Annotated in this window: 24 protein-coding genes; 12 read left to right on the plus strand and 12 right to left on the minus strand. The window is 65.3% G+C overall.

Translation table 11 applies throughout. From position 1 onward, the window contains the following. Positions 1-5 precede the first annotated feature (5 nt). From ATE67_RS12405 to ATE67_RS12420, 4 genes are all read right to left on the minus strand, one after another. Positions 6-1277 carry a metal-dependent hydrolase family protein gene (locus tag ATE67_RS12405; protein ID WP_058816971.1) on the minus strand — a complete coding sequence of 424 codons (1272 nt, stop codon included), beginning with the start codon at positions 1275-1277 and terminating at the stop codon, positions 6-8. 119 nt (positions 1278-1396) lie between these two features. Further along, positions 1397-2350 (minus strand): RcnB family protein, encoded by a 954-nt coding sequence (locus tag ATE67_RS12410; RefSeq protein ID WP_058816972.1) that lies wholly within the window; start codon positions 2348-2350, stop codon positions 1397-1399. Positions 2351-2484: 134 nt separating this feature from the next. Then, positions 2485-3030 (minus strand): (2Fe-2S)-binding protein, encoded by a 546-nt coding sequence (locus tag ATE67_RS12415; protein ID WP_058816973.1) that lies wholly within the window; start codon positions 3028-3030, stop codon positions 2485-2487. A gap of 27 nt (positions 3031-3057) precedes the next feature. Next, positions 3058-3822, minus strand: a complete 765-nt coding sequence (locus ATE67_RS12420) for a class II aldolase/adducin family protein (protein ID WP_058816974.1) — start codon at positions 3820-3822, stop codon at positions 3058-3060. A 277-nt stretch (positions 3823-4099) separates the two neighbouring features. Between ATE67_RS12420 and rpsU the strand changes: the two genes are divergently transcribed. Both rpsU and ATE67_RS12430 read left to right on the plus strand, forming a co-directional pair. Further along, positions 4100-4306, plus strand: coding sequence for a 30S ribosomal protein S21 (gene rpsU, locus ATE67_RS12425; protein ID WP_003047635.1), 207 nt, complete (start codon positions 4100-4102; stop codon positions 4304-4306). A 330-nt stretch (positions 4307-4636) separates the two neighbouring features. Further along, positions 4637-5161, plus strand: coding sequence for an FKBP-type peptidyl-prolyl cis-trans isomerase (locus ATE67_RS12430; protein ID WP_058816975.1), 525 nt, complete (start codon positions 4637-4639; stop codon positions 5159-5161). A gap of 36 nt (positions 5162-5197) precedes the next feature. Here the strand turns inward: ATE67_RS12430 and ATE67_RS12435 are convergent, their stop codons facing one another. From ATE67_RS12435 to pyrE, 5 genes are all read right to left on the minus strand, one after another. After that, positions 5198-6340 (minus strand): AI-2E family transporter, encoded by a 1143-nt coding sequence (locus ATE67_RS12435; RefSeq protein WP_082660341.1) that lies wholly within the window; start codon positions 6338-6340, stop codon positions 5198-5200. A gap of 11 nt (positions 6341-6351) precedes the next feature. Continuing rightward, a complete protein-coding gene (gene lepB, locus ATE67_RS12440; RefSeq protein ID WP_058816976.1) occupies positions 6352-7191 on the minus strand; it encodes a signal peptidase I in 840 nt (279 codons plus the stop codon). A gap of 2 nt (positions 7192-7193) precedes the next feature. Then, the gene (gene acpS, locus ATE67_RS12445) at positions 7194-7595 is read right to left on the minus strand and encodes a holo-ACP synthase (RefSeq protein ID WP_058816977.1); all 402 of its coding nucleotides are present in this window, start codon (positions 7593-7595) and stop codon (positions 7194-7196) included. 160 nt (positions 7596-7755) lie between these two features. After that, positions 7756-8496, minus strand: a complete 741-nt coding sequence (locus ATE67_RS12450) for a pyridoxine 5'-phosphate synthase (RefSeq protein ID WP_058816978.1) — start codon at positions 8494-8496, stop codon at positions 7756-7758. After that, on the minus strand, positions 8493-9083 hold the full coding sequence (gene pyrE / locus ATE67_RS12455; RefSeq protein ID WP_058816979.1) for an orotate phosphoribosyltransferase: 591 nt from the start codon (positions 9081-9083) through the stop codon (positions 8493-8495). Before pyrE ends, ATE67_RS12450 begins: the two co-directional genes overlap by 4 nt. A 232-nt stretch (positions 9084-9315) precedes the next feature. Here pyrE and coxB point away from each other — a divergent pair, with 232 nt between their 5' ends. The 10 genes from coxB (at position 9316) to ATE67_RS12500 (ending at position 18100) form a co-directional block, all read left to right on the plus strand. Continuing rightward, entirely contained in the window at positions 9316-10434 is a 1119-nt protein-coding gene (coxB, locus tag ATE67_RS12460) for a cytochrome c oxidase subunit II (RefSeq protein ID WP_058816980.1), read from the plus strand. A gap of 17 nt (positions 10435-10451) precedes the next feature. Then, the gene (gene ctaD / locus ATE67_RS12465; RefSeq protein ID WP_058816981.1) at positions 10452-12131 is read left to right on the plus strand and encodes a cytochrome c oxidase subunit I; all 1680 of its coding nucleotides are present in this window, start codon (positions 10452-10454) and stop codon (positions 12129-12131) included. 60 nt (positions 12132-12191) lie between these two features. Continuing rightward, the gene (locus ATE67_RS12470; RefSeq protein WP_058816982.1) at positions 12192-13103 is read left to right on the plus strand and encodes a heme o synthase; all 912 of its coding nucleotides are present in this window, start codon (positions 12192-12194) and stop codon (positions 13101-13103) included. Continuing rightward, positions 13100-13255 carry a hypothetical protein gene (locus ATE67_RS21705; RefSeq protein ID WP_197411944.1) on the plus strand — a complete coding sequence of 52 codons (156 nt, stop codon included), beginning with the start codon at positions 13100-13102 and terminating at the stop codon, positions 13253-13255. Before ATE67_RS12470 ends, ATE67_RS21705 begins: the two co-directional genes overlap by 4 nt. Then, positions 13252-13809, plus strand: a complete 558-nt coding sequence (locus ATE67_RS12475) for a cytochrome c oxidase assembly protein (RefSeq protein WP_058816983.1) — start codon at positions 13252-13254, stop codon at positions 13807-13809. Before ATE67_RS21705 ends, ATE67_RS12475 begins: the two co-directional genes overlap by 4 nt. 82 nt (positions 13810-13891) lie before the next feature. Continuing rightward, positions 13892-14767 (plus strand): cytochrome c oxidase subunit 3, encoded by an 876-nt coding sequence (locus tag ATE67_RS12480; RefSeq protein WP_058816984.1) that lies wholly within the window; start codon positions 13892-13894, stop codon positions 14765-14767. Beyond that, entirely contained in the window at positions 14768-15154 is a 387-nt protein-coding gene (locus ATE67_RS12485; protein WP_082660342.1) for a DUF983 domain-containing protein, read from the plus strand. Beyond that, positions 15147-15791, plus strand: a complete 645-nt coding sequence (locus ATE67_RS12490; RefSeq protein ID WP_058816985.1) for an SURF1 family protein — start codon at positions 15147-15149, stop codon at positions 15789-15791. Before ATE67_RS12485 ends, ATE67_RS12490 begins: the two co-directional genes overlap by 8 nt. A 28-nt stretch (positions 15792-15819) precedes the next feature. Next, complete coding sequence (gene thrC / locus ATE67_RS12495; RefSeq protein WP_058816986.1) at positions 15820-17217, plus strand: threonine synthase; 1398 nt, start codon at positions 15820-15822, stop codon at positions 17215-17217. Further along, on the plus strand, positions 17210-18100 hold the full coding sequence (locus tag ATE67_RS12500; RefSeq protein WP_058816987.1) for a class I SAM-dependent methyltransferase: 891 nt from the start codon (positions 17210-17212) through the stop codon (positions 18098-18100). Before thrC ends, ATE67_RS12500 begins: the two co-directional genes overlap by 8 nt. A 115-nt stretch (positions 18101-18215) precedes the next feature. On the opposite strand, the gene ATE67_RS12505 is transcribed toward ATE67_RS12500, so the two are convergent. From ATE67_RS12505 to bglX, 3 genes are all read right to left on the minus strand, one after another. Beyond that, the gene (locus tag ATE67_RS12505; RefSeq protein WP_082660343.1) at positions 18216-19346 is read right to left on the minus strand and encodes a GGDEF domain-containing protein; all 1131 of its coding nucleotides are present in this window, start codon (positions 19344-19346) and stop codon (positions 18216-18218) included. Positions 19347-19411: 65 nt separating this feature from the next. Continuing rightward, on the minus strand, positions 19412-20650 hold the full coding sequence (locus tag ATE67_RS12510; protein ID WP_058816989.1) for an MFS transporter: 1239 nt from the start codon (positions 20648-20650) through the stop codon (positions 19412-19414). A 42-nt stretch (positions 20651-20692) separates the two neighbouring features. Then, positions 20693-23014 (minus strand): beta-glucosidase BglX, encoded by a 2322-nt coding sequence (gene bglX / locus ATE67_RS12515; protein ID WP_058816990.1) that lies wholly within the window; start codon positions 23012-23014, stop codon positions 20693-20695. Positions 23015-23220: the final 206 nt, after the last annotated feature.

Genomic DNA, 23220 nt, shown 5'->3' on the forward strand with positions numbered 1-23220 from the left:
CCGCGTCAGTCGGCGATCCGCCCGCGCGCCATCACCCAGTCGACTTTTTCGAGCACCGTCACGTCGGTCAGCGGATCGCCGCTGACCGCGATCAGATCGGCGGACATGCCGGGTGCGATGCGTCCGATCTCGCCGTCGAGCGACAACAGCTTCGCGGCGACGGTCGTCGCACTCGCCAGCGCCTCGCGCGGGGTAAGCCCATATTTGACGAGCAGCGCGAATTCGCCCGCGTTGCGGCCATGCTCGAACACGCCGGCGTCGGTGCCGAAGGCGATCGGCACGCCCAGCGCCTTCGCGCGGCCGACGGCCTTGCCGACGTCGTTCATCGTCATCCGCACCTTGGTTTCGACCGTCGGGGTGTAGATGCCCTTGCCGAGGCGTTCCTTGATGCCCTCGAACGCCATCAGGGTCGGCACGAGATAGGTGCCCTTCGCCTTCATCACCTTCAATGCCGCATCGTCGGCGAAAGTGCCATGCTCGATGCTGTCGATGCCAGCCGCCGCCGCGGATTCGATCCCGCGTGCGCCATGGGCATGCGCCATCACCTTGAGGCCCAGCGAATGCGCGGTGTCCGAGATCGCGGCGAGCTCGGGGTTCGAGAAATGGCCTTCGAGCCCGCGGCCCTGCTGCGACAGCACGCCGCCCGTCGCGGTGATCTTGATGACATCGGCGCCGGCACGCGACGCCTTGCGGACCTTTTCGGCGCATTCGACCGCGCCGGTGCAGGTATAGCCCTGATCGAGCACGTCGTGGATGTCTTCGCGGAAGCCGGTGACGTCGCCATGCCCGCCGATGATCGACAGGACAGGTCCGGCCGCGACGATGCGCGGGCCCTCAATGAAGCCTTCGGCGGTGCCGCGGCGAAGCGAAAAGGCGGTATATTGCGCCGACCCGGCCTCGCGGACGGTCGTGAAGCCGGCGCGAAGCGTGATCCGCGCATTCTTGGCGCCGACGACGACGCCCCATTCGTCCGGATCCACGGCTTCGGCGCGAAAATCGCCGCCGGGATCGCCGGTCAGATGGACGTGCAGGTCGATAAGGCCGGGGAGCAGGGTCTTGTCGCCAAGGTCGACGACTTCGGCATCGGCGGGTGCGGCGGCGCGGCCGGGAACGATCGAAGTGATGCGGTCATCGGTGACGGTGACGGTCGACGGACCCTCGGCGGGCTTGCTGGCGTCGGTAATGACGCGGCCGGCGTAGATGACCGTTGTCTTGGCCGTCGCAGTACTGCTCAGCAGCGTGAGGGCCGCGGCGGCGACCAGTCCCGATTTGCGCATGATGTCTCCCCTGTGTTGCGCCGCCATCGTGGCGCGCGGGGAGGGGCAGGGCAAGGCCTATAAAAAGAGGGGCCGGAAAACCGGCCCCTCAGTTTCACCTCTGATAACCGAAAGGAATATTACCAGAAGAAGTCGTAGATCACGTCGACCACCCGGCCGCTGTAGACATCGACGAGCAGCGCATCGTCATAATAGCGGATCCAGCGGTAATCGCCGTAGGCCGGGGGCAGGCGATAATACCAGGGATCATTGATCCAGTAGCGCTGACTGTAGAACAGCGAGTTCAGCGAAAAACCAATGCTGAACCGCGTGTAGCCATAGCCCCGATACGGGTTGTAATAGCGCGGCATCCGGTAATAGTTCCGGTTCCGCTCGCGATAGCTGCGCCAGTCATAGCGGCGGTCATCGCGCCAGCCGCGGTTCCAGTTGCCATTGTTGGCCGGGCGGCCGTCGCGATAGCGCCGATCGACATAGCCGTTGCGGTTGTTGTCGTACCGGCGGTCGACGCGGTTGTCGTTGTTGCGATCCCAGCGGCGGTCGAGGCCGCCGTTGCGATTGCGGTCGTAGCGGCGGTCTACCTGCCCGTTGCGGTTGCGGTCCCACTGACGGTCGACATTGCCGTCGCGGTTGCGATCCCACTGGCGATCGGTCCGACCGTCGCGGTTGCGATCATAGGTGCCGCGCTGACGCTCGGCCTGCTGCTGGGAGGGGCGCTGCTGCTGCACGACCGGGCGCGGCGTATCGCCGCGGCCCTGCCACTGGCGCTGGCCGTTTTCGCCGCGCTGGCGCTGGCCGTTCCAGCCATTGCCGCCGCGCTCGCTCCGATCGGGACGCGGTGCCTGCTGGACCTGCTGCGGGCGTTCGGGGCGCCCGCGTTCACCGCGCTGGCCGCCATTATTGCCGCCCCAGTCGCCGCCCCGGCGAACCTCGGGTCCGCGCGGGCCACGGTCACCACCGCCGCGATCGCCGCGCTGGGCGATCTGGATACGCTCGCCGGTCGCTTGCGCGGCGGCGGGCGCGATGGGGGTCAGGATCGTTGCAGCGATCAGCAACCCTCCGAAAGTCTTCTTCATGTCCGTCCACTCCAACTCATGTCCCATGCGCTGGAGACACCAGCCGGGAAGATGAATCGAAATTTACGATTGGCAATATGGATCATGGCTGAACCATGCTGTTGCCTGTGGTTCAGCTAGATGAACGGCAGCCCTCATTCGGGGGGTGGGACGCGCAGCGCCGGCACTGCGCCCGCGGCATCCTGTGGCCGGATGCCGGGCGGCGGCGCGGCGGCGATCCGCTCCTCGCCGCGCAGCACCCGTCCGGCGCGGCGGATCGCGGTGCGGATGCGCGGATAGGTGCCGCAGCGGCAGATATTGGTGATCGCGGCGTCGATCTCGGCATCGCTTGGGTTGCTGTTGCCGCGCAGCAGCGCGGCCGCCGCCATGATCATGCCCGACTGGCAGAACCCGCATTGCGGCACCTGCTCCGCAACCCACGCCTGCTGGACCGGATGGCTGCGGTCGCGCGACAGCGCCTCGATCGTCGTGACGAAGCGGCCTTCGCATTCGGCGATGGTGACCATGCAGCTGCGAATCGCCTCGCCGTCGATGTCGACGGTGCAGGCGCCGCACTCGCCGGTGCCGCAGCCATATTTGGTGCCAGTCAGATTCGACGCGTCGCGCAGCGCCCACAGCAGGGGCGTTTCGGGGTCCATGCGATATTCGACCGGCCGGTCGTTGACCGAAAATCTCGTCATGCGGCCGGTCTTAACGGCCCCGCCGGATTAGTCACGCCAGCTCGTGTCGATCTTGTCGACCTTGCGGACCATCGCGTCGAATTCGGCCTTGCCCGCCTGGCCGGGGATCGAGGCCATGAACAGGTCGCGCTGGTGGACCGCGATCACCTCCTGCGGAACGGTGATCGGCTTGCCCATGCTCATCGTCGCCATCTGGATCTCGCACGCGCGCTGCAGCGCCCAATATTTGATGAAGGCTTCGGTCAGCGTCTTGCCCATCACGACGGGGCCGTGATTCTTGAGCATCAGGATGCGCTTGTCGCCGAGATTTTGGACGAGGCGTTCGCCTTCCTCCTCGCGCACCGTGACGCCCTCGAAATCATGATAGGCGATCTGGCCCGCGAAGTTGCAGGCATAGAAGTTCACCGGCTGCAGCCCGCCTTCGAGCGCACAGACCGCGACCGTCGCTGTGGTGTGCGTGTGGATGATCGCGTGCGCGTCGGGCAGGACGCGGTGGAACAGGCTGTGCTGGACAAAGCCCGCCTTGTTGACGTGCCAGGGATTGTCCTCGTCGACCTTGTTGCCGTCGATGTCGATCTTGATGAGGGTCGAGGCGGTCACTTCGCTGAAATGCATGCCATAAGGATTGATCAGGTAGCTGCCGTCCTCGTCGGGAACCTTCACCGTGATATGGTTGAAGATCATCTCGTCCCAGCCCATCATCGCAAAGATGCGGTAGCAAGCGGCAAGCTCCTGCCGCGCCGTCCATTCGGCTTCGCTATATTTGCTGTTGCGCTTGAGCTGGGTCGCCATGGCCTGTCCCTCATTATGATGTTAGTTTCGTCCTGCTACCTATGCCATAAGCATGGGGGCCGGCACAATCCCGCGAGCGCGCAAAGCGCCTTGGGCGCGCGACCGGCCCGCTACACCGCCTTTGGGGTTGCATTTCGGCGCGAATCCCTTTAGTCGGCGGCCAACCGGAACGTCGCGCTTTCGCGGCGCTCTTTTTATTGCCCGAATATCGGCGATTTACGGCAAACCGGGTGCCCGGTGGCGAAATCGTTTTGACGAACAGGAGACGACACGGCGTATGCAGATCATCGTTCGCGACAATAATGTCGACCAGGCCCTTCGCGCGCTCAAGAAGAAGCTGCAGCGTGAGGGCGTGTATCGCGAAATGAAGCTGCGCCGTCACTACGAGAAGCCCAGCGAAAAGCGCGCCCGCGAGCGCGCCGCCGCCGTCCGCCGCGCCCGCAAGATGGAGCGCAAGCGGATGGAGCGCGACGGTATCAAGTAAGACCGTCTCCCGTTCGGGATCCTGATTCGAGAAAAGGGCGCCGCGGCAACGTGGCGCCCTTTTTCGTTGGGGCGCGGACAGCCGGTCGCGGCCGGAAGTGGACCTTGCTTTCATCGTCATCCCGGACTTGATCCAGGATCCATAGCCGCGCCGTAGTAATGGATCCCGGATCAAGTCCGGGATGACGAAAGAAAATAGGGTAACAGGAACTCCCCACCCCATTCCCGCCATCGCGCTGCATCCATATAATTGCCTCTGGACCCTTCCGCACCGCACCGCTTATAGGCGTGCCCGACATTCAGCCCGATCGGGGCAGGGAAGGACAAGAGCATGAGCGTAACGACGGTTCCACTGCGCCCGGTGAGCAAGGGCGGGCTGTGGCTGATGTGGATTGGCCTGATCGCGCTGCTCGCGGCGGGCACCGCCTTTGCCTTCATGGGGACGCCGCGCATCGGGTTCGAGACTGTCAAGGCTGGCACCGGCCCCAGCCCGACGACCGCCGACGTCGTTCTCGTCAAATATGAAGGCAAGCTCGACGACGGCACCGTCTTCGACGCCAACGAACAGGCGCCGATGCAGGTGTCGCAGGTCGTTCCCGGCTTCTCCGACGCGCTGACCCGTATGCAGAAGGGCGGCAAGTACAAGATCAGCATCCCGTCGTCGCTCGGCTATGGCGACCGCGCCGTCGGCCCGATCCCGGCCGGCAGCACGCTGCATTTCGACGTCGAACTGCTCGACTTCCGCTCGGAAGCCGAGGTTCGCGCGATGCAGCAGCAGATGCAGATGATGCAGCAACAGCAGCAGGGCGCCCCCGGCGGCGTACCCGGCGCACCGGCCCCCGCGCCGCAGCAGTAACGCTTCGGTCTAAAGCGAATTTCAAGCGGCGGTGAGCTAGGGGCTCGCCGCCGCTTTCGTTTGGGCGGCGCCTGCGTTGCGCTCCGCCTCGCGTTCCAGCGCGACCTTGATCATCGCGACGATCGGATCGGCGAGGAACAGCCCCATGATGCCGAGTAGGGCGCCGAACAGGATCTGCGCGCCGAGGACGAGCGCGGGCGCAAGGTCAACGGTCTGCTTCGCGACCATCGGCACGATCAGATAGCCGTCGACCGTCTGGACGGTGAAATAGATGGCGATCGCCCACAGGCCGGTATCGACCCCGGCCGAGAAGCCGACGAGCACCAGCAGCACGCCCGACACGATCGCGCCGATATTGGGGATGAAGGCGAGCAGGCCGGTGAGCAGCCCCATCAAGGCCGCCATCGGAATGCCGACCGCCAGGCAGGCGAGCCAGGTTCCGATGCCTTCGACCAGCATGCCGAGCAGGCGTCCCGCCATCAGCCGGCGCAGCGTGAAGCCCATGCGCGCGGTCGTGATGTAGAAATTTTCGCGAGACTTCATCGGCAGCATCCACGCGACGCCGCGTTCATAAAGCCGCGGCTCGATCGCGATGAAGATGCCGAGGACGATGACCATGACCAGGCTGGTCAGCGCGCCGAGCACGGTTCCGACCGCGGCGGTGACGCGCCCGAAAGTGCCCGCGATATTGTCGGTGATCGTCTTGGTGTCGAGCTGGAAGTCGCCCATGCCATGGTCGGCGGCCCAGGCGGCGATGCGCTCGACCTGGCCCATCACGACCTTTTGCAGCGTCGCGGCCTGATCGGCGATCTGCGAGCCCGCGAACATCACCGTCCAGACGAGGAAGGCCACGAGCGAAAGGCAGACGATCAGCAGCCGCCAGCCGCGCGCGATCGGCAGAACGCGCCCGAGCAGCCGGGTTCCGCCATCGAGCATCGACGCCATTACGATGCCCGCGAAAATCAGCAGGATCGGCTGGATCAGGATGATGCAGAGGCCGATCAGCAGTGCGAGCCCCAGCCACACGGCGGCGCGGAGCAACTCGGTGCGGACAGGCTGGCTGCGAATCTCGGTCGGGCCGGGGGCCTCGGGCTTTTCGCTTTCGGCGGATTTGGGCGGGGTCTTGCGCGGCGCTCGCGATGCGGCCGCCGTTCTCGATGTCGCCTTTGGTGCCGCCATGCCCTTACTCCCTATTTCGCTTCCGCGTCACGCGCAGGCCGCAAGTCGGTTCCCGCACGGCCCGGTCGCAGAGCTTCGAACCAGCTTAGCGGATTGTACCAGACGGCGGTTCCATCGGTCGAAAAGGTGATGATCTCGGCGCGTCCGGCGATCGCGTCGAACGGGACGGGACCGCCGAGGCCCTTCTGGAAGGTCGGCACGCGGCTATCGGCGCTGCCGTCGCGGTTGTCGCCCATCAGGAACAGGTGGTCCGCCGGCACTTCAACGGGGCCGTAGTCGTCGGTCTGGAAGCCGCCCATGTCGATCGTGTCGAACGTTGCGCCGCCCGGCAGCGTTTCGCGCACGACCGGCGCCTCGAGCATCTTGCGGCCCTGCGCGTCGGTGGTGACGAAGGCGTAGAGGCTGCTGCCGGGCGAGGGGGTGTTGGCGTCGACGGGGATCGCGGTCATCGGCTGAACCTCGCGTTTCACGGGCTTGCCGTTGATGATCAGCACGCCCCCGCGCAGTTCGATCGTGTCGCCGGGCAGGCCGATCACCCGCTTGATGTAATCGATGCGGCTCTCGGGATGTTCCAGCACGACGATGTCGCCGCGTTCGGGCAGCTTGCCGAACAGGCGGCCTTCGACCTTCGGCGCGAGATGGAAGCTGACCGAGGCGTAGGACCAGCCATAGGGATATTTGCTGACGATCAGCCGGTCGCCGTTGTGCAGCGCCGGCATCATCGAATCCGACGGGATATAGAAGGGCTTGGCGACGCAGCTGTGGATGCCGAGCACCAGCAGCAGGATCACCACGACGTCGCGGATCAGCTTGCCCCAGCTCGTTTCTTCGTCCCGTACGCTCTTCGCCATTCTCAGTCCTTGATCGCTTCGATGATGACGAAAGCCTGCGCCCAGGGGTGGTCGTCGGTCAGTGTCAGGTGGATATGTGCCCTGTGCCCGGCCGGAATCATCTCGGCGAGCCGCGCCGCCGCGCCGCCGGTAAGCGCCAGCGTCGGCGCGCCCGAGGGGGCGTTGACGACGCCGATGTCCTTCATGAACACGCCGCGCTTGAAGCCGGTTCCGACGGCCTTGGAGAAGGCCTCCTTGGCGGCGAAGCGCTTGGCGTAGGTGCCGGCGCGGGTGAACGGGCGCCGCGCCGCCTTGGCGCGCTCGATCTCGGTAAAGACGCGGTTTTCGAACCGCTCGCCGAACCGGTCGAGTGAATTCTGGATGCGCTCGATATTACAGAGGTCGGAACCGAGGCCGATGATCACAGCGATCCTCCCCGGAACGGGGAGGGGGACCACCGAAGGTGGTGGAGGGGCACAGGCGGAGTCGTGCGGCGCATATAGGGCAGGAAACACCTTGCGTGCCCCTCCACCATGCTTCGCATGGTCCCCCTCCCCGTGCCGGGGAGGATCGGCAACGGCCCGCTCACCCGCGCGCCTCGTCCATCAGGCCGCGCATTCGCCGGATCGCATGTTCCAGCCCGGTGAAGATCGCCTCGCCGATCAGATAATGACCGATATTGAGTTCGGCGAGCTGCGGGATCGCGGCTACGGCCACGACATTGTCATAGGTGAGGCCGTGGCCGGCATGCGGTTCGATGCCGTTCTTCCACGCGAGCGCCGCGGCATCGGCGATGCGGCGCAGTTCGGCGGCGCGTTCTTCGCCCTCGACATGCGCGTAGCGGCCGGTGTGGAACTCGACGACCGGCGCTTTCAGACGCATCGCCGCCTCGATCTGGCGCGGGTCGGGCTCGATGAACAGGCTGACACGGATGCCCGCGTCGTTCAGCCGGCCGACGATCGGCGCGAGATGGTTGTGCTGCCCGGCCGCGTCGAGCCCGCCCTCGGTCGTCCGTTCCTCGCGCTTCTCGGGGACGATGCACGCGGCGTGCGGCATATGCCGCAGCGCGATCTCCAGCATCTCGTCGGTCGCCGCCATTTCGAGGTTGAGCGGCAGGTCGGTCGCCGCCTGGATGCGCGCCAGGTCGTCGTCGCGGATGTGCCGCCGGTCCTCGCGCAGATGCGCGGTGATGCCGTCGCCGCCGAACGCCGCGACGATTTCCGCCGCGCGCACCGGGTCGGGATGATCGCCGCCGCGCGCATTGCGGATCGTCGCAACATGGTCGATGTTGACGCCGAGCCGCAATTTGGACGGGAGGCTGCTCAAGCCGCTATGCTCCGGCTCCCCGGCTTAATCGCCTGCGTCGCCGCAAGTTCGGCCGGCAACTCATCGTCGGCATAGGTCGGGAAGTTGATCGCGACGAGCGGATAGAAGGGCACGCCGAGGTCGATGTTGCTCCCCGCCGAGCGGTCCACCAGCGCGGCTTCGGCGATGACGTCGCCGCCCGCGGCGCGCACCGCGTCCATCGCCTCGCGCGACGAGAGGCCCGTCGTCACCACATCTTCGACCATCAGCACCTTGGCGCCCGGCGCGATCGCGAAGCCGCGGCGCAGTTCGAAGGTGCCGGTCGGACGTTCGACGAAAATCGCCGGCTTGCCGAGTGCGCGGCCCATTTCATGGCCGATGATGACCCCACCCATCGCGGGCGAGACGACGACGTCGATCGCCTGTTTAAGGTCGCGCGGGAGCTTTGCGGCGAGCGCGCTCGCGAGGCGTCCGGCGCGCTCGGTGTCCATCAGCACGCGCGCGCACTGCAGATAATATTCGCTATGCCGGCCCGAAGAGAGCAGGAAGTGCCCCTGGAGCAGGGCGTCGGCGGCGCGAAATTCGGCCAGGATTTCGTCATCGGTCATGGGAGATTTTGTCTTTTGTTCCTGTTGTCGTCCGTGCCGGGCGACCTAGTGGAGACAAGGAAGATTTGCCAGCCGCAAAATAGTGTTAGAGATGCTTGAGGCAAGCGGCAAGCGGGTCTATAGCGCCCGCGAGATTCAGCCTTGGGGACGGCTGCCGCGACGCATGTCCGGCGATCGGCACGACGGGGTTGGGGCATCAAAAGAACAACAGGCAACGGGCGGCACTATCCTTATGAAGAGCTTGAAAACCCCTGTAATCAAGGCGCTGATCGCAGCGGCTCTGTCGCTCGGCGCGGTAGGCGCCGGGCAAGCGGCAGCTCCGGCGGCGCCCGTCGCGGCCCCCGCGGCCGCGCCGACGGCGGCGAATCCCGCTCCGGCTGTTGCCGAAGCGGCGGCGCCGGCCCCGGCGGCCACTCCGGTGGTCGATGCGACCGCGGATGCGACCTACGTCCCGATGAAGCCGACCCCCGGGATCGGGCAGCCGGTCGACGCGGGGATCAATTTCCAGCCGCAGGTCAGCCCGATCGGCGAACAGGCCTATGCCTTCAACCACTATATCCTGCTGCCGGTGATCATCGCGATTTCACTGCTCGTTCTCGGCCTGCTGCTGTGGGTGATGTTCCGTTATCGCGCCAAGGCGAACCCGGTGCCGTCGAAGACGACGCACAATACCTTCATCGAAATCATCTGGACCGCGATCCCGGTGCTGATCCTCGCGTTGATCGCCGTGCCGTCGATCCAGCTGCTGGCGGCGCAATATGAACCGCCGAAGAAGGACGCGCTGACGATCAAGGTCACCGGCTATCAATGGTATTGGGGCTACGCCTACCCCGACCAGGGCATTCCGGAATATGTCTCGAAAATCCTGCCCGAAGATCAGGCCAAGGCGCGTGGCGAGCCCTATCACCTTGCGGTCGATAACCGCATGGTCGTCCCCGTCGGCCGCCAGGTCAAGCTGATCATCACCGGCGCCGACGTGATCCACAGCTTCGCGGTTCCGGCTTTCTGGACCAAGATGGACGCGGTCCCCGGCCGCGCCAACGAAACGACTTTCACCGCCACCAAGGTCGGCGTCTATTACGGTCAGTGCTCGGAGCTTTGCGGCGTCGATCATGGCTATATGCCGATTGCCGTCGAAGTGCTGCCCGTCGAAAAGTGGGAAGCCTGGGTCCGCTCGAAGGGCGGCAACCCCGCGGGTCCGCAGCCCGCAGCGGCATCTGCCGCCGCGCCCGCCGCACCCGCGGCTGTTCCCGCTGCCGCCCCGGCGACGCCGACCGCCGCCACGGCCCAAACCGCTCCCGAAGCAGCGCCGGCTGCGGCTCCCGCCGCAGCTCCGGCCGCCAAGAAATAATCCAAGGGGTCCGACAGATGACCGATATCGCAGCGACTGCACCCGCGCACGGCGCCGAACACGCTCATGCTCATGCGCATGATCACGACCACGACACGCCGGGCTTTTTCGTCCGCTGGTTCATGTCGACGAACCACAAGGACATCGGCACACTCTACCTGATCTTCGCGATCGTCGCCGGCATCGTCGGCGGCGCGATCTCGGGCATGATGCGCCTCGAACTCGCCGAACCCGGCATCCAGTATCTGACGGGCTGGGCCCAGTGGCTCGATCCGGCGGCGACCGAGGTGCAGGGCAAGCATATGTGGAACGTGCTGATTACTGCGCACGGCCTGATCATGGTTTTCTTCATGGTCATGCCCGCGATGATCGGCGGCTTCGGCAACTGGTTCGTCCCGCTGATGATCGGCGCGCCCGACATGGCGTTCCCGCGCATGAACAACGTCAGCTTCTGGCTGACCTTCGTCGCGTTCATCATGCTCGTCGGGTCGAGCTTCGTTCCGGGTGGCAGCGGCCATGGCGCCGGCACCGGCTGGACGGTCTATGCGCCGCTGTCGACCAGCGGCTCGGTCGGACCCGCGGTCGACATGGCGATCTTCTCGCTCCACCTCGCCGGTGCGGCGTCGATCCTGGGGGCGATCAACTTCATCACCACCATCTTCAACATGCGCGCGCCGGGCATGACCCTGCACAAGATGCCGCTGTTCGTGTGGTCGGTGCTGGTCACCGCCTTCCTGCTGCTGCTCGCGCTGCCGGTTCTCGCCGCCGCGATCACCATGCTGCTGACCGACCGCAACTTCGGCACCACCTTCTATGATGCCACGGGCGGCGGCGATCCGGTGCTCTACCAGCATCTCTTCTGGTTCTTCGGCCACCCCGAAGTGTACATCATGATCCTGCCGGGCTTCGGCATCGTCAGCCAGATCATCTCGACCTTCAGCCGCAAGCCGGTGTTCGGCTATCTCGGCATGGCCTACGCCATGGTCGCGATCGGCGTCGTCGGCTTTATCGTGTGGGCGCACCACATGTTCACCGTCGGCATGAGCGTGAACCTGAAGATGTACTTCACCGCCGCGACGATGGTGATTGCGGTCCCGACCGGCATCAAGATCTTCAGCTGGATCGCCACCATGTGGGGCGGCTCGCTGAGCTTCAAGACGCCGATGATGTGGTCGCTCGGCTTCATCTTCATGTTCACCGTGGGCGGCGTCACCGGCGTCGTGCTCGCCAATGGCGGCGTCGACACCAATCTGCACGACACCTATTATGTCGTCGCGCACTTCCACTATGTGCTGTCGCTGGGCGCGGTCTTCTCGCTCTTCGCCGGTTTCTATTACTGGTTCCCGAAGATGTCGGGCCGGATGTACAATGAGGCGCTCGGCCAGCTGCACTTCTGGGTCTTCTTCATCGGCGTGAACGTCATGTTCTTCCCCCAGCACTTCCTGGGCCAGCAGGGCATGCCGCGCCGTTACCCCGACTATGCGGAAGCCTATGCCTATTGGCATCACATTTCGTCGCTCGGCTATGTGATCATGGCCGTCGGCATGATCTTCTTCTTCGTGAACATCCTCTACGCGCTGTTCGCGGGCAAGAAGGCCGCCGACAATCCGTGGGGCGAAGGCGCGACGACGCTCGAATGGACGCTGTCGAGCCCGCCGCCGTTCCACCAGTTCAACGAACTGCCGCGTATCTCCTGATCGGAATCGCCCCCTGCTCGATTTTCGGCAGGGGGCGCTTCCCGACAGGCCGGAGCAAATATGGCGCAGAGCCTGACCCACGGCGCAACAGCGCTTCCCGCCGACTGGCGCGACCTGTTCGCGCTGACCAAGCCGCGCGTGATGTCGCTCGTCGTGTTCACCGCGCTCTGCGGCTTGCTCGCGGCGCCGGGCAGCGTCCATCCGGTGCTCGCCTTTTCGTCGATCCTTGCGATCGCGCTGGGCGCAGGCGCGTCGGGCGCACTCAACCAATGGTATGAGGCGGGGCTCGACGCCAAGATGAAGCGAACCGCGGGGCGGCCGCTTCCCGCGGGGCGTCTCGACCGCCAGACCGCGCTCCAGTTCGGCGTCGGGCTTGCCGCTTTCTCGCTGTTTCTGATGCTCTTCGCGTCGAACTGGCAGGCGACCCTGCTGCTCGCCGGATCGATTGTCTTTTACGTCTTCGTCTATACGATGTGGCTGAAGCCGCGGACGCCGCAGAATATCGTCATCGGCGGCGCGGCGGGTGCCTTTCCGCCGCTGATCGGCTGGGTCGCCGCGACGGGCAGCGTCGCGCCGCTGCCGGTGCTGCTCTTCCTGCTGATCTTCCTCTGGACGCCGCCGCATTTCTGGGCGCTCGCGCTGTTCGTGCGCTCGGACTATGCTGCCGCGGGCATCCCGATGATGCCCGTCGTCGCGGGCGAGCAATCGACGCGGCGCCAGATCCTGTTCTACGCCATCATCATGGCGGTGGGCGCGATCGCGCCCTGGCCGCTCGGCTACACCGGCGCGCTCTATGGCTGGACCGCCGTCGTGCTGTCGGCGGTCTTTGTGGCGCTGTCGATCCAGGTCGGTACGCGCACGACCGGCGAGGGCGACCCGATGCAACCCGAAAAGCGGCTCTTCGCTTTCTCGATCGCCTATCTTTTCATCCTGTTCGGCGCAGTCGTCGCCGACCATTGGTTTGCGCTATGACCGAAGAACTGCCCCCCGAACAGCCGCCCTTCGACGAAGCTGAATATCGCCGCCGCCAGCGCAGCCGCGCCAATCTGATGGGCTGGCTGCTCGGCGGGCTGGCTTTTCTGTTCTTCTTCATCACGATCGCCCGCATGGTGGTGCCCAAATGAAGACATTGTCGCGAAACGCGAAGACCGGCTCGCTGGCGGCCTTGCTCGCGGTCGCGATGGTCGGTCTGGGGTTCGCGGCGGTGCCGCTTTACAATCTGTTTTGCCGCGTGACCGGGTTCGGCGGCACGACGCAGCGTTACGACCCGGTCGCCGCGGCCGAGACGCCGAAGATCCTCAGCGATACGATTTCGGTGCGCTTCGACGCCAATGTCTCGCCGAAGCTGCCGTGGAAATTCTATCCCGAGCATCCGACCGACACGGTCAGCATCGGGGCGCGCGACATGGCGATCTTCATCGCCGAAAATGCTTCGCCGCATCCCGTCGTCGGCACCGCCAGCTTCAACGTCACGCCCGACGCGGCAGGCAAATATTTCACCAAGATCCAGTGCTTCTGCTTCACCCAGCAGATGCTGAAACCCGGCGAGCAGATGCGGATGCCGGTGCTGTTCTTCGTCGATCCCAAGATCAAGGACGATCCCGACGCGAAGGACATCGAAGAAATCACGCTGAGCTACACCTTCCACCCTGTAGACGGGGACAAAAACGCGAGCTAAGGCCGCATCCAAAGAGTCCAAACAAGACTGGCAAGCGATGGGGAATCGCGAAGCTGGGGCTGCTAAAAACGGGAACAACGCCATGTCCGGTGCCAAACATCATGACTATCACCTCGTAAATCCCAGCGTGTGGCCGCTCATCGGCTCGGTCGCCGCGCTGGTGATGTTCTTCGGCCTGGTGATGTTCATGCATCAGGACTTTTTCGGCGGCGCCGGCAAGTGGGTCCTCGGCCTCGGCCTGATGGGCGTGATCGCTACCTTTTTCAGCTGGTGGTCGGACGTCATCAACGAAGCACATGCCGGCGACCATACCCCGGTCGTCCAGCTGCATCTGCGTTACGGCATGATCCTGTTTATCGCGTCGGAAGTCATGTTCTTCGTCGGCTGGTTCTGGGCGTGGTTCGACTTCTCGCTCTTCCCGGTGCCGGTCGAAATCGTCGACGGCGCGGTGACCAATCTGTTCGGGCAGGACGGCGCGACCGCCGCGACGATCTGGCCGCCGAAGGGCATCCACGTCATCGACGCCTTCTCGCTGCCGCTGCTCAATACGCTGATCCTGCTCTGCTCGGGCACCACCATCACCTGGGCGCATCATGCACTGATCCACGGTGACCGCGACGGCCTGAAGAAAGGCCTGTGGGCGACCATCCTGCTCGGCCTGCTTTTCAGCAGCATTCAGGCATATGAATATGCCGAAGCGCCGTTCAACTTCGGTCAGATCAACTATTCGTCGGCCTTTTTCATGGCGACCGGTTTCCACGGGTTCCATGTGCTCGTCGGCACGATCTTCCTGATCGTCTGCCTCGTCCGCGCCTCCAAGGGTCACTTCACGCCGCAACAGCATTTCGGCTTCGAAGCCGCGGCCTGGTACTGGCACTTCGTCGACGTCGTGTGGCTGTTCCTCTTCATCATCGTCTATGTCTGGGGCGGCTGGGGCGCACCGGTCGCCGCACACTAAGTGACCGCAGACGACCAAACACAAAAGGGGCAGCCGCCGATCTGGCGCGCTGCCTTTTTTGCGCTCTGCCCCGAATGCGGCGCTCCCGGCTTGCTCGAATGGCCGGCGAAGTTCCGCGAGTGCTGTGCGTCGTGCGGGCTCGACTTCGGCCGCTACAATGTCGGTGATGGTCCGGCCGCGTTTCTGACGATGATCATCGGCGCGTTGTTGATCGCCGCCGCGCTGACGCTCGACACGATGCTCAACCCGCCTTTCTGGGTGCATGTCGTGCTTTGGGTTCCGCTGACCGCCGCGGCGGTGATTTACGGCCTGCGCGTCGCGAAGGCGGCGCTGCTGGCAAGCGAGCATCAGCGGCAGGCAGCCGAAGGGACGAAGCGCGATGACTGAGCCCGTTGTGCCCGCCCCGCGCCGTTGGCCGGTGATCCCGACGATTGTCGTCCTGTGCGCCGTCGCGGCGATGATTGCGCTGGGCGTGTGGCAGCTGCAGCGCAAGGCCGAGAAGGAGGCGCTGATCGTGCTCTACGATCGCAACATGGCGATGTCGTCGCTCGTCTCCTACCCGAAGCTGCCGCCGGTTCCGGACGCGATGCTGTTCCGCAAGAGCAGCGTCGTCTGCCTGGAGGTCGTCCAATGGGATCCGCGCGGCGGCACCGACCGCAAGGGGGCCAGCGGCATCCGCATGATCGCCGACTGCCGCACCGGTGCCGAGGGTCCGGGTGTGCTCGTCGACGTCGGGATTGCCGAAGACTTCAAGCCGCCGCAGTGGCAGGGCGGGACCGTGCAGGGAACGATCGTCCCCGGCCCGGAACAGCCGACACTGGTCGAGCGGCTCACGGGCAAGGCGGTTCCGGCGCGCGCGATGCTTGTTGCCGATACGCCGGTCGCGGGATTGCGCGCCAGCGCGGTGCCGACGGGCGCCGGTGTCCCGAACAATCATCTGGCCTACGCCTTCCAATGGTTCTTTTTCGCGATCGTGGCGCTGATTATATACGTCATCGCCGTGCGCCGCCGCTTGCAGCGGTGACGGCGCGCCGTTAGGGCGCATGTCCGTGATGGATTATATCAGCACCCGCGGCTCCGCGCCGACCCTCGACTTCCGCGCCGCCACGCTCGCCGGTCTCGCCAGCGACGGCGGGCTTTATGTGCCGGCGATATGGCCGCAGCTGTCGGTGGACGATATTCGCGCGCTTGCGGGTCTCGACTATACCGAAACGGCGGTGCGGGTGATGACGCCGTTTGTCGCGGGTATCCTGACAGAGGACGAACTGCGCGAGCTTTGCAGGGCCGCCTACGGCCGCTTCAGCCACGACGCCGTGACGCCGCTCGTCCAGCTTGATCATCGCCACTGGCTGCTCGAACTGTTCCACGGCCCGACGCTGGCGTTCAAGGATGTGGCGCTGCAATTGCTCGGGCAGCTGTTCGAAAAGTTCCTGGCGGGCGGCGACACCGACATCACGATCGTCGGCGCGACCTCGGGTGATACCGGTTCGGCGGCGATCGAGGCGGTCGCGGGACGCGAGCATATTCGCATCTTCATGCTCCATCCCGAAGGCCGCGTCAGCGACGTCCAGCGCCGGCAGATGACGACGGTGCTCGCACCGAACGTCTATAATATCTCGATCGACGGCAGCTTCGACGATGCGCAGGCGATGGTGAAGCGGCTGTTCGGCGACGAAGAGGCGCGCAGCCAAGTCACGCTGTCGGCAGTGAACAGCATCAACTGGGCGCGGCTGATGGCGCAGGTCGTCTATTATTTCTACGCCGCGGTGCGCCTCGGCGGCCCCGACCGCCCGGTGGCGTTCAGCGTTCCTACCGGCAATTTCGGCGATGTGTTTGCGGGCTATGTCGCGGCACAAATGGGCTTGCCGATCGCGCGGCTCGTCGTCGCGACCAACGTCAACGACATCCTCTATCGCGCGCTGACCAGCGGCGACTATAGCGCGGGCAGCGTCACCGCGACGGCGACGCCGAGCATGGACATCCAGGTCAGCAGCAATTTTGAACGCCTGCTCTTCGATTTAGCGGGCCGTGACGGTGCTGCGATCACCGGCATGATGGACGAGTTCGACGCGAAGCGCGCCATGACCATCCCCGCGGATATGCTTGCCGGCGCGCGCGATCTCTTCTCGAGCGCGCGCATCGACGCCGATGCGATGGCGCTCGCGTTGCGCTGGGCGCAGGAGAAGGGCGGGCAGATCATCGATCCGCACAGCGCGGTGGGGCTTGCGGCCGCACGAGCCGTGGACATCGACGCCGAGGTGCCGATCGTCACCCTTGCGACCGCGCATCCCGCGAAGTTTCGCGACGCCGTCGAGCGCGCCACCGGCGTCCGCCCGCCGCTCCCCGCGCGCCTCGGCAATCTGTTCGAGCGCGAGGAGCGCTACGCGAAGCTGCCGGGCGATTATGATGCGGTGAAGGCCTATATCCTCGGCGAGGCGGCGCGTGGCTGATCTGCCGCCGCTCGTCACCCTGGTCGGTGAGGCATGGGATGATTACGGGCTGGTCGACAGCGGCGGCGGGCGCAAGCTCGAACGCTACGGCCGATATCGCTTCATCCGCCCCGAGCCGCAGGCGATGTGGGCCCCCGCGCTGCCCGCCAGCGAATGGGAAGCTGCCGACGGCGAGTTCATCCCCGCATCCGACGACGACGGCGGCGGTCGTTGGTACTTTAACAAGCCGGTGCCTGCCGAGGGCTGGCCGCTGGCGTGGCGCGAGACGCGCTTTACCGCGCAATGCACGCCCTTCCGCCATCTGGGCTTCTTTCCCGACATGGCGCCGGTGTGGGACTGGCTGCGTACGCAAGTCGCCGACAAGCCCGATCCCGCGTTCCTCAACCTCTTCGGCTACACTGGCGTCGGCAGCCAGGCGCTCGCCGCGGCGGGCGCGTCGGTGACGCATGTCGATGCCTCGAAGAAGTCGGTGTCGCAGGCGCGCGAGAATGCCGCGCTGGCGGGTATGGCGGAAAGGCCGATCCGCTGGATCGTCGATGACGCGGGCAAGTTCACGGCGCGTGAAGTGCGGCGCGCGCGGCGCTACGACGCGATCCTGCTCGATCCGCCCAAGTTCGGGCGGGGCCCGAACAACGAACGCTGGCAATTGGAAGAGGGTCTTGCGCCGCTGCTCGCCGATTGCCGCCAACTGCTCGATGCAGACAGCCGGGCGCTGTTTCTGACCGTCTATGCCGTTCGTATGTCGGCGCTCGCGATCGGCGAGCTGCTCGCGCAGCTTTTCGCCGACCTGCCGGGCAAGGTCGAATGCGGCGAGCTGGCGGTCCGCGAGGAAGCGCGGGGGCTGTTACTCCCCACCGCCATCTTCGCGCGCTGGACCCGCTGACACTCCGAGCAACGGCACCGGCCCGACCCTTCACCCGGCCTCCCTAAGGACGGTAATCTGGGGAGGCCGGGTGGGGGAGCGGGCCCGTGCCGCCTTCGCCGGCAGGCGAAAAAAATCAGAGCGCCGCTAGCTCGATCCGGTTGCGGCCGCTTTCCTTCGCCCGGTAGAGCGCGTCGTCGGCGGCCTTGAGCGCCGCGCGCGCGTCGCCGAAGCCGAAGACGTCGGCGACCCCGCCGGAGAAAGTGATCTGGCCGAAGGGCTGGTCGGTCTTGCGGTTGATCAAACGCCGATTGGCGAGCGACTCGCGTGCCTCGTCGAGCTTCTTCGCGGCTTCGCTCGGCGGCAGGCCGCGGAACAGCATCACGAATTCCTCGCCGCCGTGACGCGCGACATGGCAATGGTCGTTCGAGATATGTGCGAGCGTGTCGGCGATCAGCTTGATCACGCGGTCGCCGGCTTCATGGCCGTGGGTGTCGTTGACTTCCTTGAACTTGTCGATGTCGCAGAAGGCGACCGACAACGGCTCGCACGCGGCGCGCGCTTCCTCATAATGACGTTCGAGCAATACCTCGAACGCGCGTCGGTTCGGCAGGCCGGTGAGATAGTCGACCTCGGCGTCGCGCTTGGCGCGCGCGAGGCTGCGGCGGAGCGAACGGGCTTCGTCTTCGCTCTTGCGCATTTCCTCTTCGGCGTGGCGCGTGCGCTCGAGCATGACCTTGGCGATGTCGGCGAGGTGCGAGACGAGCTCCCCGGTTTTCTGGACCTGTTCGAGGTCGCTGACATGCTCCTCCAGCTTGGTGCCATATTCGCTGGTCGCGCTGCGCGCGGCCTTGGTGTTCGTCTGAAAGGTTTCTAGGTTCGATTCGAGGCGGGCGACCATACGGTCGAGTTCGGCGCTGTCGGGCTGGATGGGCTCCTGCTTCGCCAGCTCGTCGAGCCATTGCTGGGTGATGCCTTCGCCGCTTCCGGCGCGCGTTGCAATCTGCCTGGCGAGACGGGGATTGATCCCCGAAAAGGCGCTGTGAGCGATGAGCAGGTTCGTCGCGGTCACGTCGATATCATGGTCGAGCAGGAAGGCGCTGATCGCGCCGACCAGCTGATGACGCGCCTCGCGCATCAGGTCATGGGTTACGGCCGAACCTGCTACCCGCTCACCTTCGCGAGCGCCGCCTTCCGCACTCCGTAATCCAAGCCAGCCCAGGAGCCGCCCGACCGGCTCGTTCGAAGGTGTTGCGCGTGTGGTCATGCGCCATTTAACGGGCGCTGGTCCCCAAGTTTTAATGGCTAACGCAAATTATCCGACAGCGCCGGTCACGGCATGATGCGGCCTTCGTCGCGCCCCGGCATCGGTGCCAGCATCGGCACGATGACGGCGGAAATCACCAGCCACACCGCCGAAGCAAGGATCGCTTGGGCCAGCGTGCGGAAATCGGCGATCATCCCGAACAGCCAGGCGCCGATTGCCATCGCGCCGAAGGTGACCGCTTGATAGATCGCCATGCAGCGTCCGAGGATCGCCTCGGGCGAGCGAAGCTGCATCGCGACGTTGAGCGTCGTCAGCACCGACACCCACGCCATCCCGGCGACGAACGCCGCGATAAGGATCGCCGGCAGGCTTTGGATCAATGCGACGGGCAGCATCGCGGCCGCGTAGACCAGCGAGGCGGCGGTCACGATCCGGTCGCTGCCCCAGCGGCGGCGGAGATTGCCCACGAGCAGCGCGGCGATGATCGAGCCAGCACCGAAAGCGGCAAGGCACAGGCCGTAGACGGTTTCGGTGCCCTGCAGCCGGTCGCGGACGAGCGAGGGGAGCAGGGCCTGAAAGCTGATGGCCGGGATGCCAAAGATAAAGCCCCGGATGAGGATGCGGCGCACCGGGTCCGACTGGTAACAGAAGCGCAGACCCGTCGTGATCGAGGCCAGCATGGGCGAGCGTTTGGGCTCGGCCACCTCGGGATGCCAGCGCATGAGGACGATGATCAGCGCCAGATAGGAGACGGCGTTGAGTGCGAAGGCCGGCGCGGGGCCGGTGACCGATATGAGAAGTCCTCCGAGCGCCGGACCGGCGCTGCGCGCCAGGTTGAAAGCGATACTGTTGAGCGCAATCGCCTGCGGCAGATCCTTTGGACCGACCTGCATCCGCACCGACGCCTGCCAAGCGGGACCGTTGAGCGCGGTCCCGGCGCCGACGGCGAGAGTGAAGAAGAGCAGCAGCAGCGGCGTGATCGCGCCCATCCAGGTCGTCACGGTCAACGCCGCCGAAACGAGCAGCATCCCCGTCTGCGCCGCCAGCATCACGCGTCGCCGGTCGTAATTATCGGCGATCGCGCCCGCAAAGACGCCGAGCAGCAGGATCGGGATCGTCGCACCCGCCTGCACCAGCGCGATCAGCATGTGCGACCGGGTGAGTTCGGTCATCAGCCAAGCGGCACCGACCGACTGGATCATCGATCCCATGTTCGACGCGAGATTGGCGATCCAGATCGCGCGAAAGGCGGGGTAGCGAAAGGGGGCGAGTGCGGAAGGCGGGGAAGGCGTGTCGGGACTCACGCTTCCCCGCCTAGACCTGCGCCGCGGGTGCGGCAAGCGGGGCTATTCGGTGAGTTCGAAATCGGCCTCGCCGCCCTCGGCCGACGACGGCCCGATCCACAGCTTGAATGCGCCGGGCTCGCTGCCCCAGCTCATGTCTTGGCGCGTAAAGGCCAGGTCGGCGTCGGTCAGGGTAAAGCGCACGGTGCGCTTCTCCCCCTTTTTCAGCGCGATCTTTTCAAAGCCCTTCAATTCCTTGACCGGCCTGGTCACCGATCCGGTAACGTCGTGGACATAGAGCTGCACGACCTCTTCGCCGTCGCGGGCGCCGCTGTTGGTGACGGTGACGCTTGCGGTCAGCGTCTCGCCCGGCGCGATTTTCGCCTTGTCGAGCGTAACCGGCGAATAAGTAAAGCTGGTGTAGCTGAGGCCATAGCCGAAAGGATAAAGCGGCGTGTTCGGCGTATCGAGATAGCGCGACACATATTTGGCGTTGGGGTCCTTCGGATTGATCGGCCGCCCGGTGTTCTTCATGTCGTAATAGATCGGCACCTGCCCGACATTGCGCGGGAAGGTGACGGGCAGCTTCGCCGACGGATTATAGTCGCCGTACAGAACGTCGGCGATCGCATGGCCGCCCATCGTGCCCGGATACCAGGCCTCCAGGATCGCATCGGCATTGGCGTCGGCCCATTCGATGCTGTTCGGGCGCCCGCTCAGCAGTACGAGGATGATCGGCTTTCCGGTCTTCTTGAGCTCTTCGAGCAGCGCCTGCTGGTTGCCGGGAAGGTCCAGGGAGGTCCGGCTCGCGGCCTCCCCGGTCATGTCCCACTTCTCACCCATCGCGGCGATGATCACGTCCGATTTCTGCGCCAGCGCGAGCGCCTCGGCAAAGCCGTCGCTCTTGCCGGCGTCCTCGAAGCCATAGCCCGCGCCGCGGGCATAGCCGACGCTCGTTCCCTTCGGCGCGCGCGCCTGCAGCCCTTCGAGCAGCGTCACCGGACGCGTCTTGCGATCGCCCGCCGCGGCCCAGCTGCCGATCATGTCTTCCTTGCTGTTGCCGAGCGGACCGATCACCGCGATCGACTTCGCCGACGCGGCGAGGGGCAGGGCGTTGTCCTTGTTCTTCAGGAGGACGATCGACTTGCGCGCCACATCGCGCGCGGCCTCCAGGAATTCGGGCTTGTAGATCGTCGCCTTCTCGCGCGCCTCGACCGAATAGCGATAGGGATCCTCGAACAGCCCGCGGCGGTACTTCATTTCGAGGATCAGCTTCACCGCCTCGTCGACGCGCGCGACGTCGACCTTGCCCTCGGCAACCGATTTCGCGAGATATTCCATGAACACCGCGCCTTGCAGGTCCATGTCGACCCCGGCGTTGATCGCCTGTTCGCCCGCCTGTTTCAGATCCTTCGAATAACCGTGCGCGACCATTTCGTTGATCGACGTGTAATCGGTTACCACAAAGCCCTTGAAGCCCCATTTCTCGCGCAGCACGTCGGTGAGCAGATAGTGGCTGCCCGACGCCGGGACGCCGTCATACTCGTTGAACGCGGTCATGAAGGTCGCGGCGCCGGCGTCGGCCGCGGCCTTGAACGGGGGCAGATAGACGTCGCGCAGCGTCCGCTCCGAAATATCGACGGTGTGATAGTCGCGTCCCGCCTGCGCCGCGCCATAGGCGGCGAAATGCTTCGCGGTCGCCAGCACGGTATCGATGCGCCGCAGATCGTCGCCCTGGAAACCGCGGACCCGCGCCTTCGCGATCTCGCTGCCGAGGAAGACATCTTCGCCCGATCCTTCCGACACGCGGCCCCAGCGCGGGTCGCGCGCGACGTCGACCATCGGCGCGAAGGTCCAGTGAATGCCTTCGGCCGCCGCCTCGGTCGCCGAAACTCGAGCAGCCTTTTCAATGGCTTTCATGTCCCAGCTCGCCGATTCACCGAGCGAGATGGGAAAGATGGTGCGGTGGCCATGGACGACGTCATAGCCGAAGAGGAGCGGGATTTTGAGCCGCGTTTCCTCGACTGCAAGCCGCTGCAGCTCGCGCGTATATTTGGCGGTGAAGGCGTTGAAGATCGATCCGATGCGACCCTTGCGGATGTCGTCCTGATAGCCCTGTCGCATCGTCGGGCCGGTCGAATCCCAGTCGCTGGTGAGCAGCGACAGCTGGCCAATCTTTTCCTCCAGCGTCATCTTCGCCATCAGCTCGGCGATGAACTTGTCCATCGCCGGGTCGGGCTTCATCCATCCGGTCGAATCTACTTCGGCCGCGGACTGCTGTGCCCGCGCGGCCGGTTTGGCGAGGAGCGGGGCGGAAGAGAGCTGGGCGACAACCATCAGGGCAGCAAGCGTCAGGCTGGCAAGATTGCGCGATTTCGGCGGCATGATTCGTCCTTCCCCATTGGGTCTCTCTTTAGTTTATGGCGCACGGATTGGCGGTTTAAAGTCATTTCCGGGCCGGTCCCGGGTCCGCTTTGCTGTGTCGCTTCCCTCTATACAGCTATCGTGAAACCGGTTACAAATCAAATCAACAACGAATACGGGTTCCCCGTGATTCGGCGTCGTATCGGCTCAAAAGCCGGGCGTATCTG

This window comes from Sphingopyxis sp. H050, from assembly GCF_001468265.1.
Classification (GTDB): Bacteria; Pseudomonadota; Alphaproteobacteria; order Sphingomonadales; family Sphingomonadaceae; genus Sphingopyxis.

Bases quoted from the DNA above. Each gene is read 5' to 3' on its own strand.
- ATE67_RS12405 (WP_058816971.1), bottom strand. From the start codon at position 1,277: ATGCGCAAATCGGGACTGGTCGCCGCCGCGGCCCTCACGCTGCTGAGC.
- ATE67_RS12410 (WP_058816972.1), bottom strand. From the start codon at position 2,350: ATGAAGAAGACTTTCGGAGGGTTGCTGATCGCTGCAACGATCCTGACC.
- ATE67_RS12415 (WP_058816973.1), bottom strand. From the start codon at position 3,030: ATGACGAGATTTTCGGTCAACGACCGGCCGGTCGAATATCGCATGGAC.
- ATE67_RS12420 (WP_058816974.1), bottom strand. From the start codon at position 3,822: ATGGCGACCCAGCTCAAGCGCAACAGCAAATATAGCGAAGCCGAATGG.
- rpsU (WP_003047635.1), top strand. From the start codon at position 4,100: ATGCAGATCATCGTTCGCGACAATAATGTCGACCAGGCCCTTCGCGCG.
- ATE67_RS12430 (WP_058816975.1), top strand. From the start codon at position 4,637: ATGAGCGTAACGACGGTTCCACTGCGCCCGGTGAGCAAGGGCGGGCTG.
- ATE67_RS12435 (WP_082660341.1), bottom strand. From the start codon at position 6,340: ATGGCGGCACCAAAGGCGACATCGAGAACGGCGGCCGCATCGCGAGCG.
- lepB (WP_058816976.1), bottom strand. From the start codon at position 7,191: ATGGCGAAGAGCGTACGGGACGAAGAAACGAGCTGGGGCAAGCTGATC.
- pyrE (WP_058816979.1), bottom strand. From the start codon at position 9,083: ATGACCGATGACGAAATCCTGGCCGAATTTCGCGCCGCCGACGCCCTG.
- coxB (WP_058816980.1), top strand. From the start codon at position 9,316: ATGAAGAGCTTGAAAACCCCTGTAATCAAGGCGCTGATCGCAGCGGCT.
- ctaD (WP_058816981.1), top strand. From the start codon at position 10,452: ATGACCGATATCGCAGCGACTGCACCCGCGCACGGCGCCGAACACGCT.
- ATE67_RS12470 (WP_058816982.1), top strand. From the start codon at position 12,192: ATGGCGCAGAGCCTGACCCACGGCGCAACAGCGCTTCCCGCCGACTGG.
- ATE67_RS21705 (WP_197411944.1), top strand. From the start codon at position 13,100: ATGACCGAAGAACTGCCCCCCGAACAGCCGCCCTTCGACGAAGCTGAA.
- ATE67_RS12475 (WP_058816983.1), top strand. From the start codon at position 13,252: ATGAAGACATTGTCGCGAAACGCGAAGACCGGCTCGCTGGCGGCCTTG.
- ATE67_RS12480 (WP_058816984.1), top strand. From the start codon at position 13,892: ATGTCCGGTGCCAAACATCATGACTATCACCTCGTAAATCCCAGCGTG.
- ATE67_RS12490 (WP_058816985.1), top strand. From the start codon at position 15,147: ATGACTGAGCCCGTTGTGCCCGCCCCGCGCCGTTGGCCGGTGATCCCG.
- thrC (WP_058816986.1), top strand. From the start codon at position 15,820: ATGGATTATATCAGCACCCGCGGCTCCGCGCCGACCCTCGACTTCCGC.
- ATE67_RS12505 (WP_082660343.1), bottom strand. From the start codon at position 19,346: ATGACCACACGCGCAACACCTTCGAACGAGCCGGTCGGGCGGCTCCTG.
- bglX (WP_058816990.1), bottom strand. From the start codon at position 23,014: ATGCCGCCGAAATCGCGCAATCTTGCCAGCCTGACGCTTGCTGCCCTG.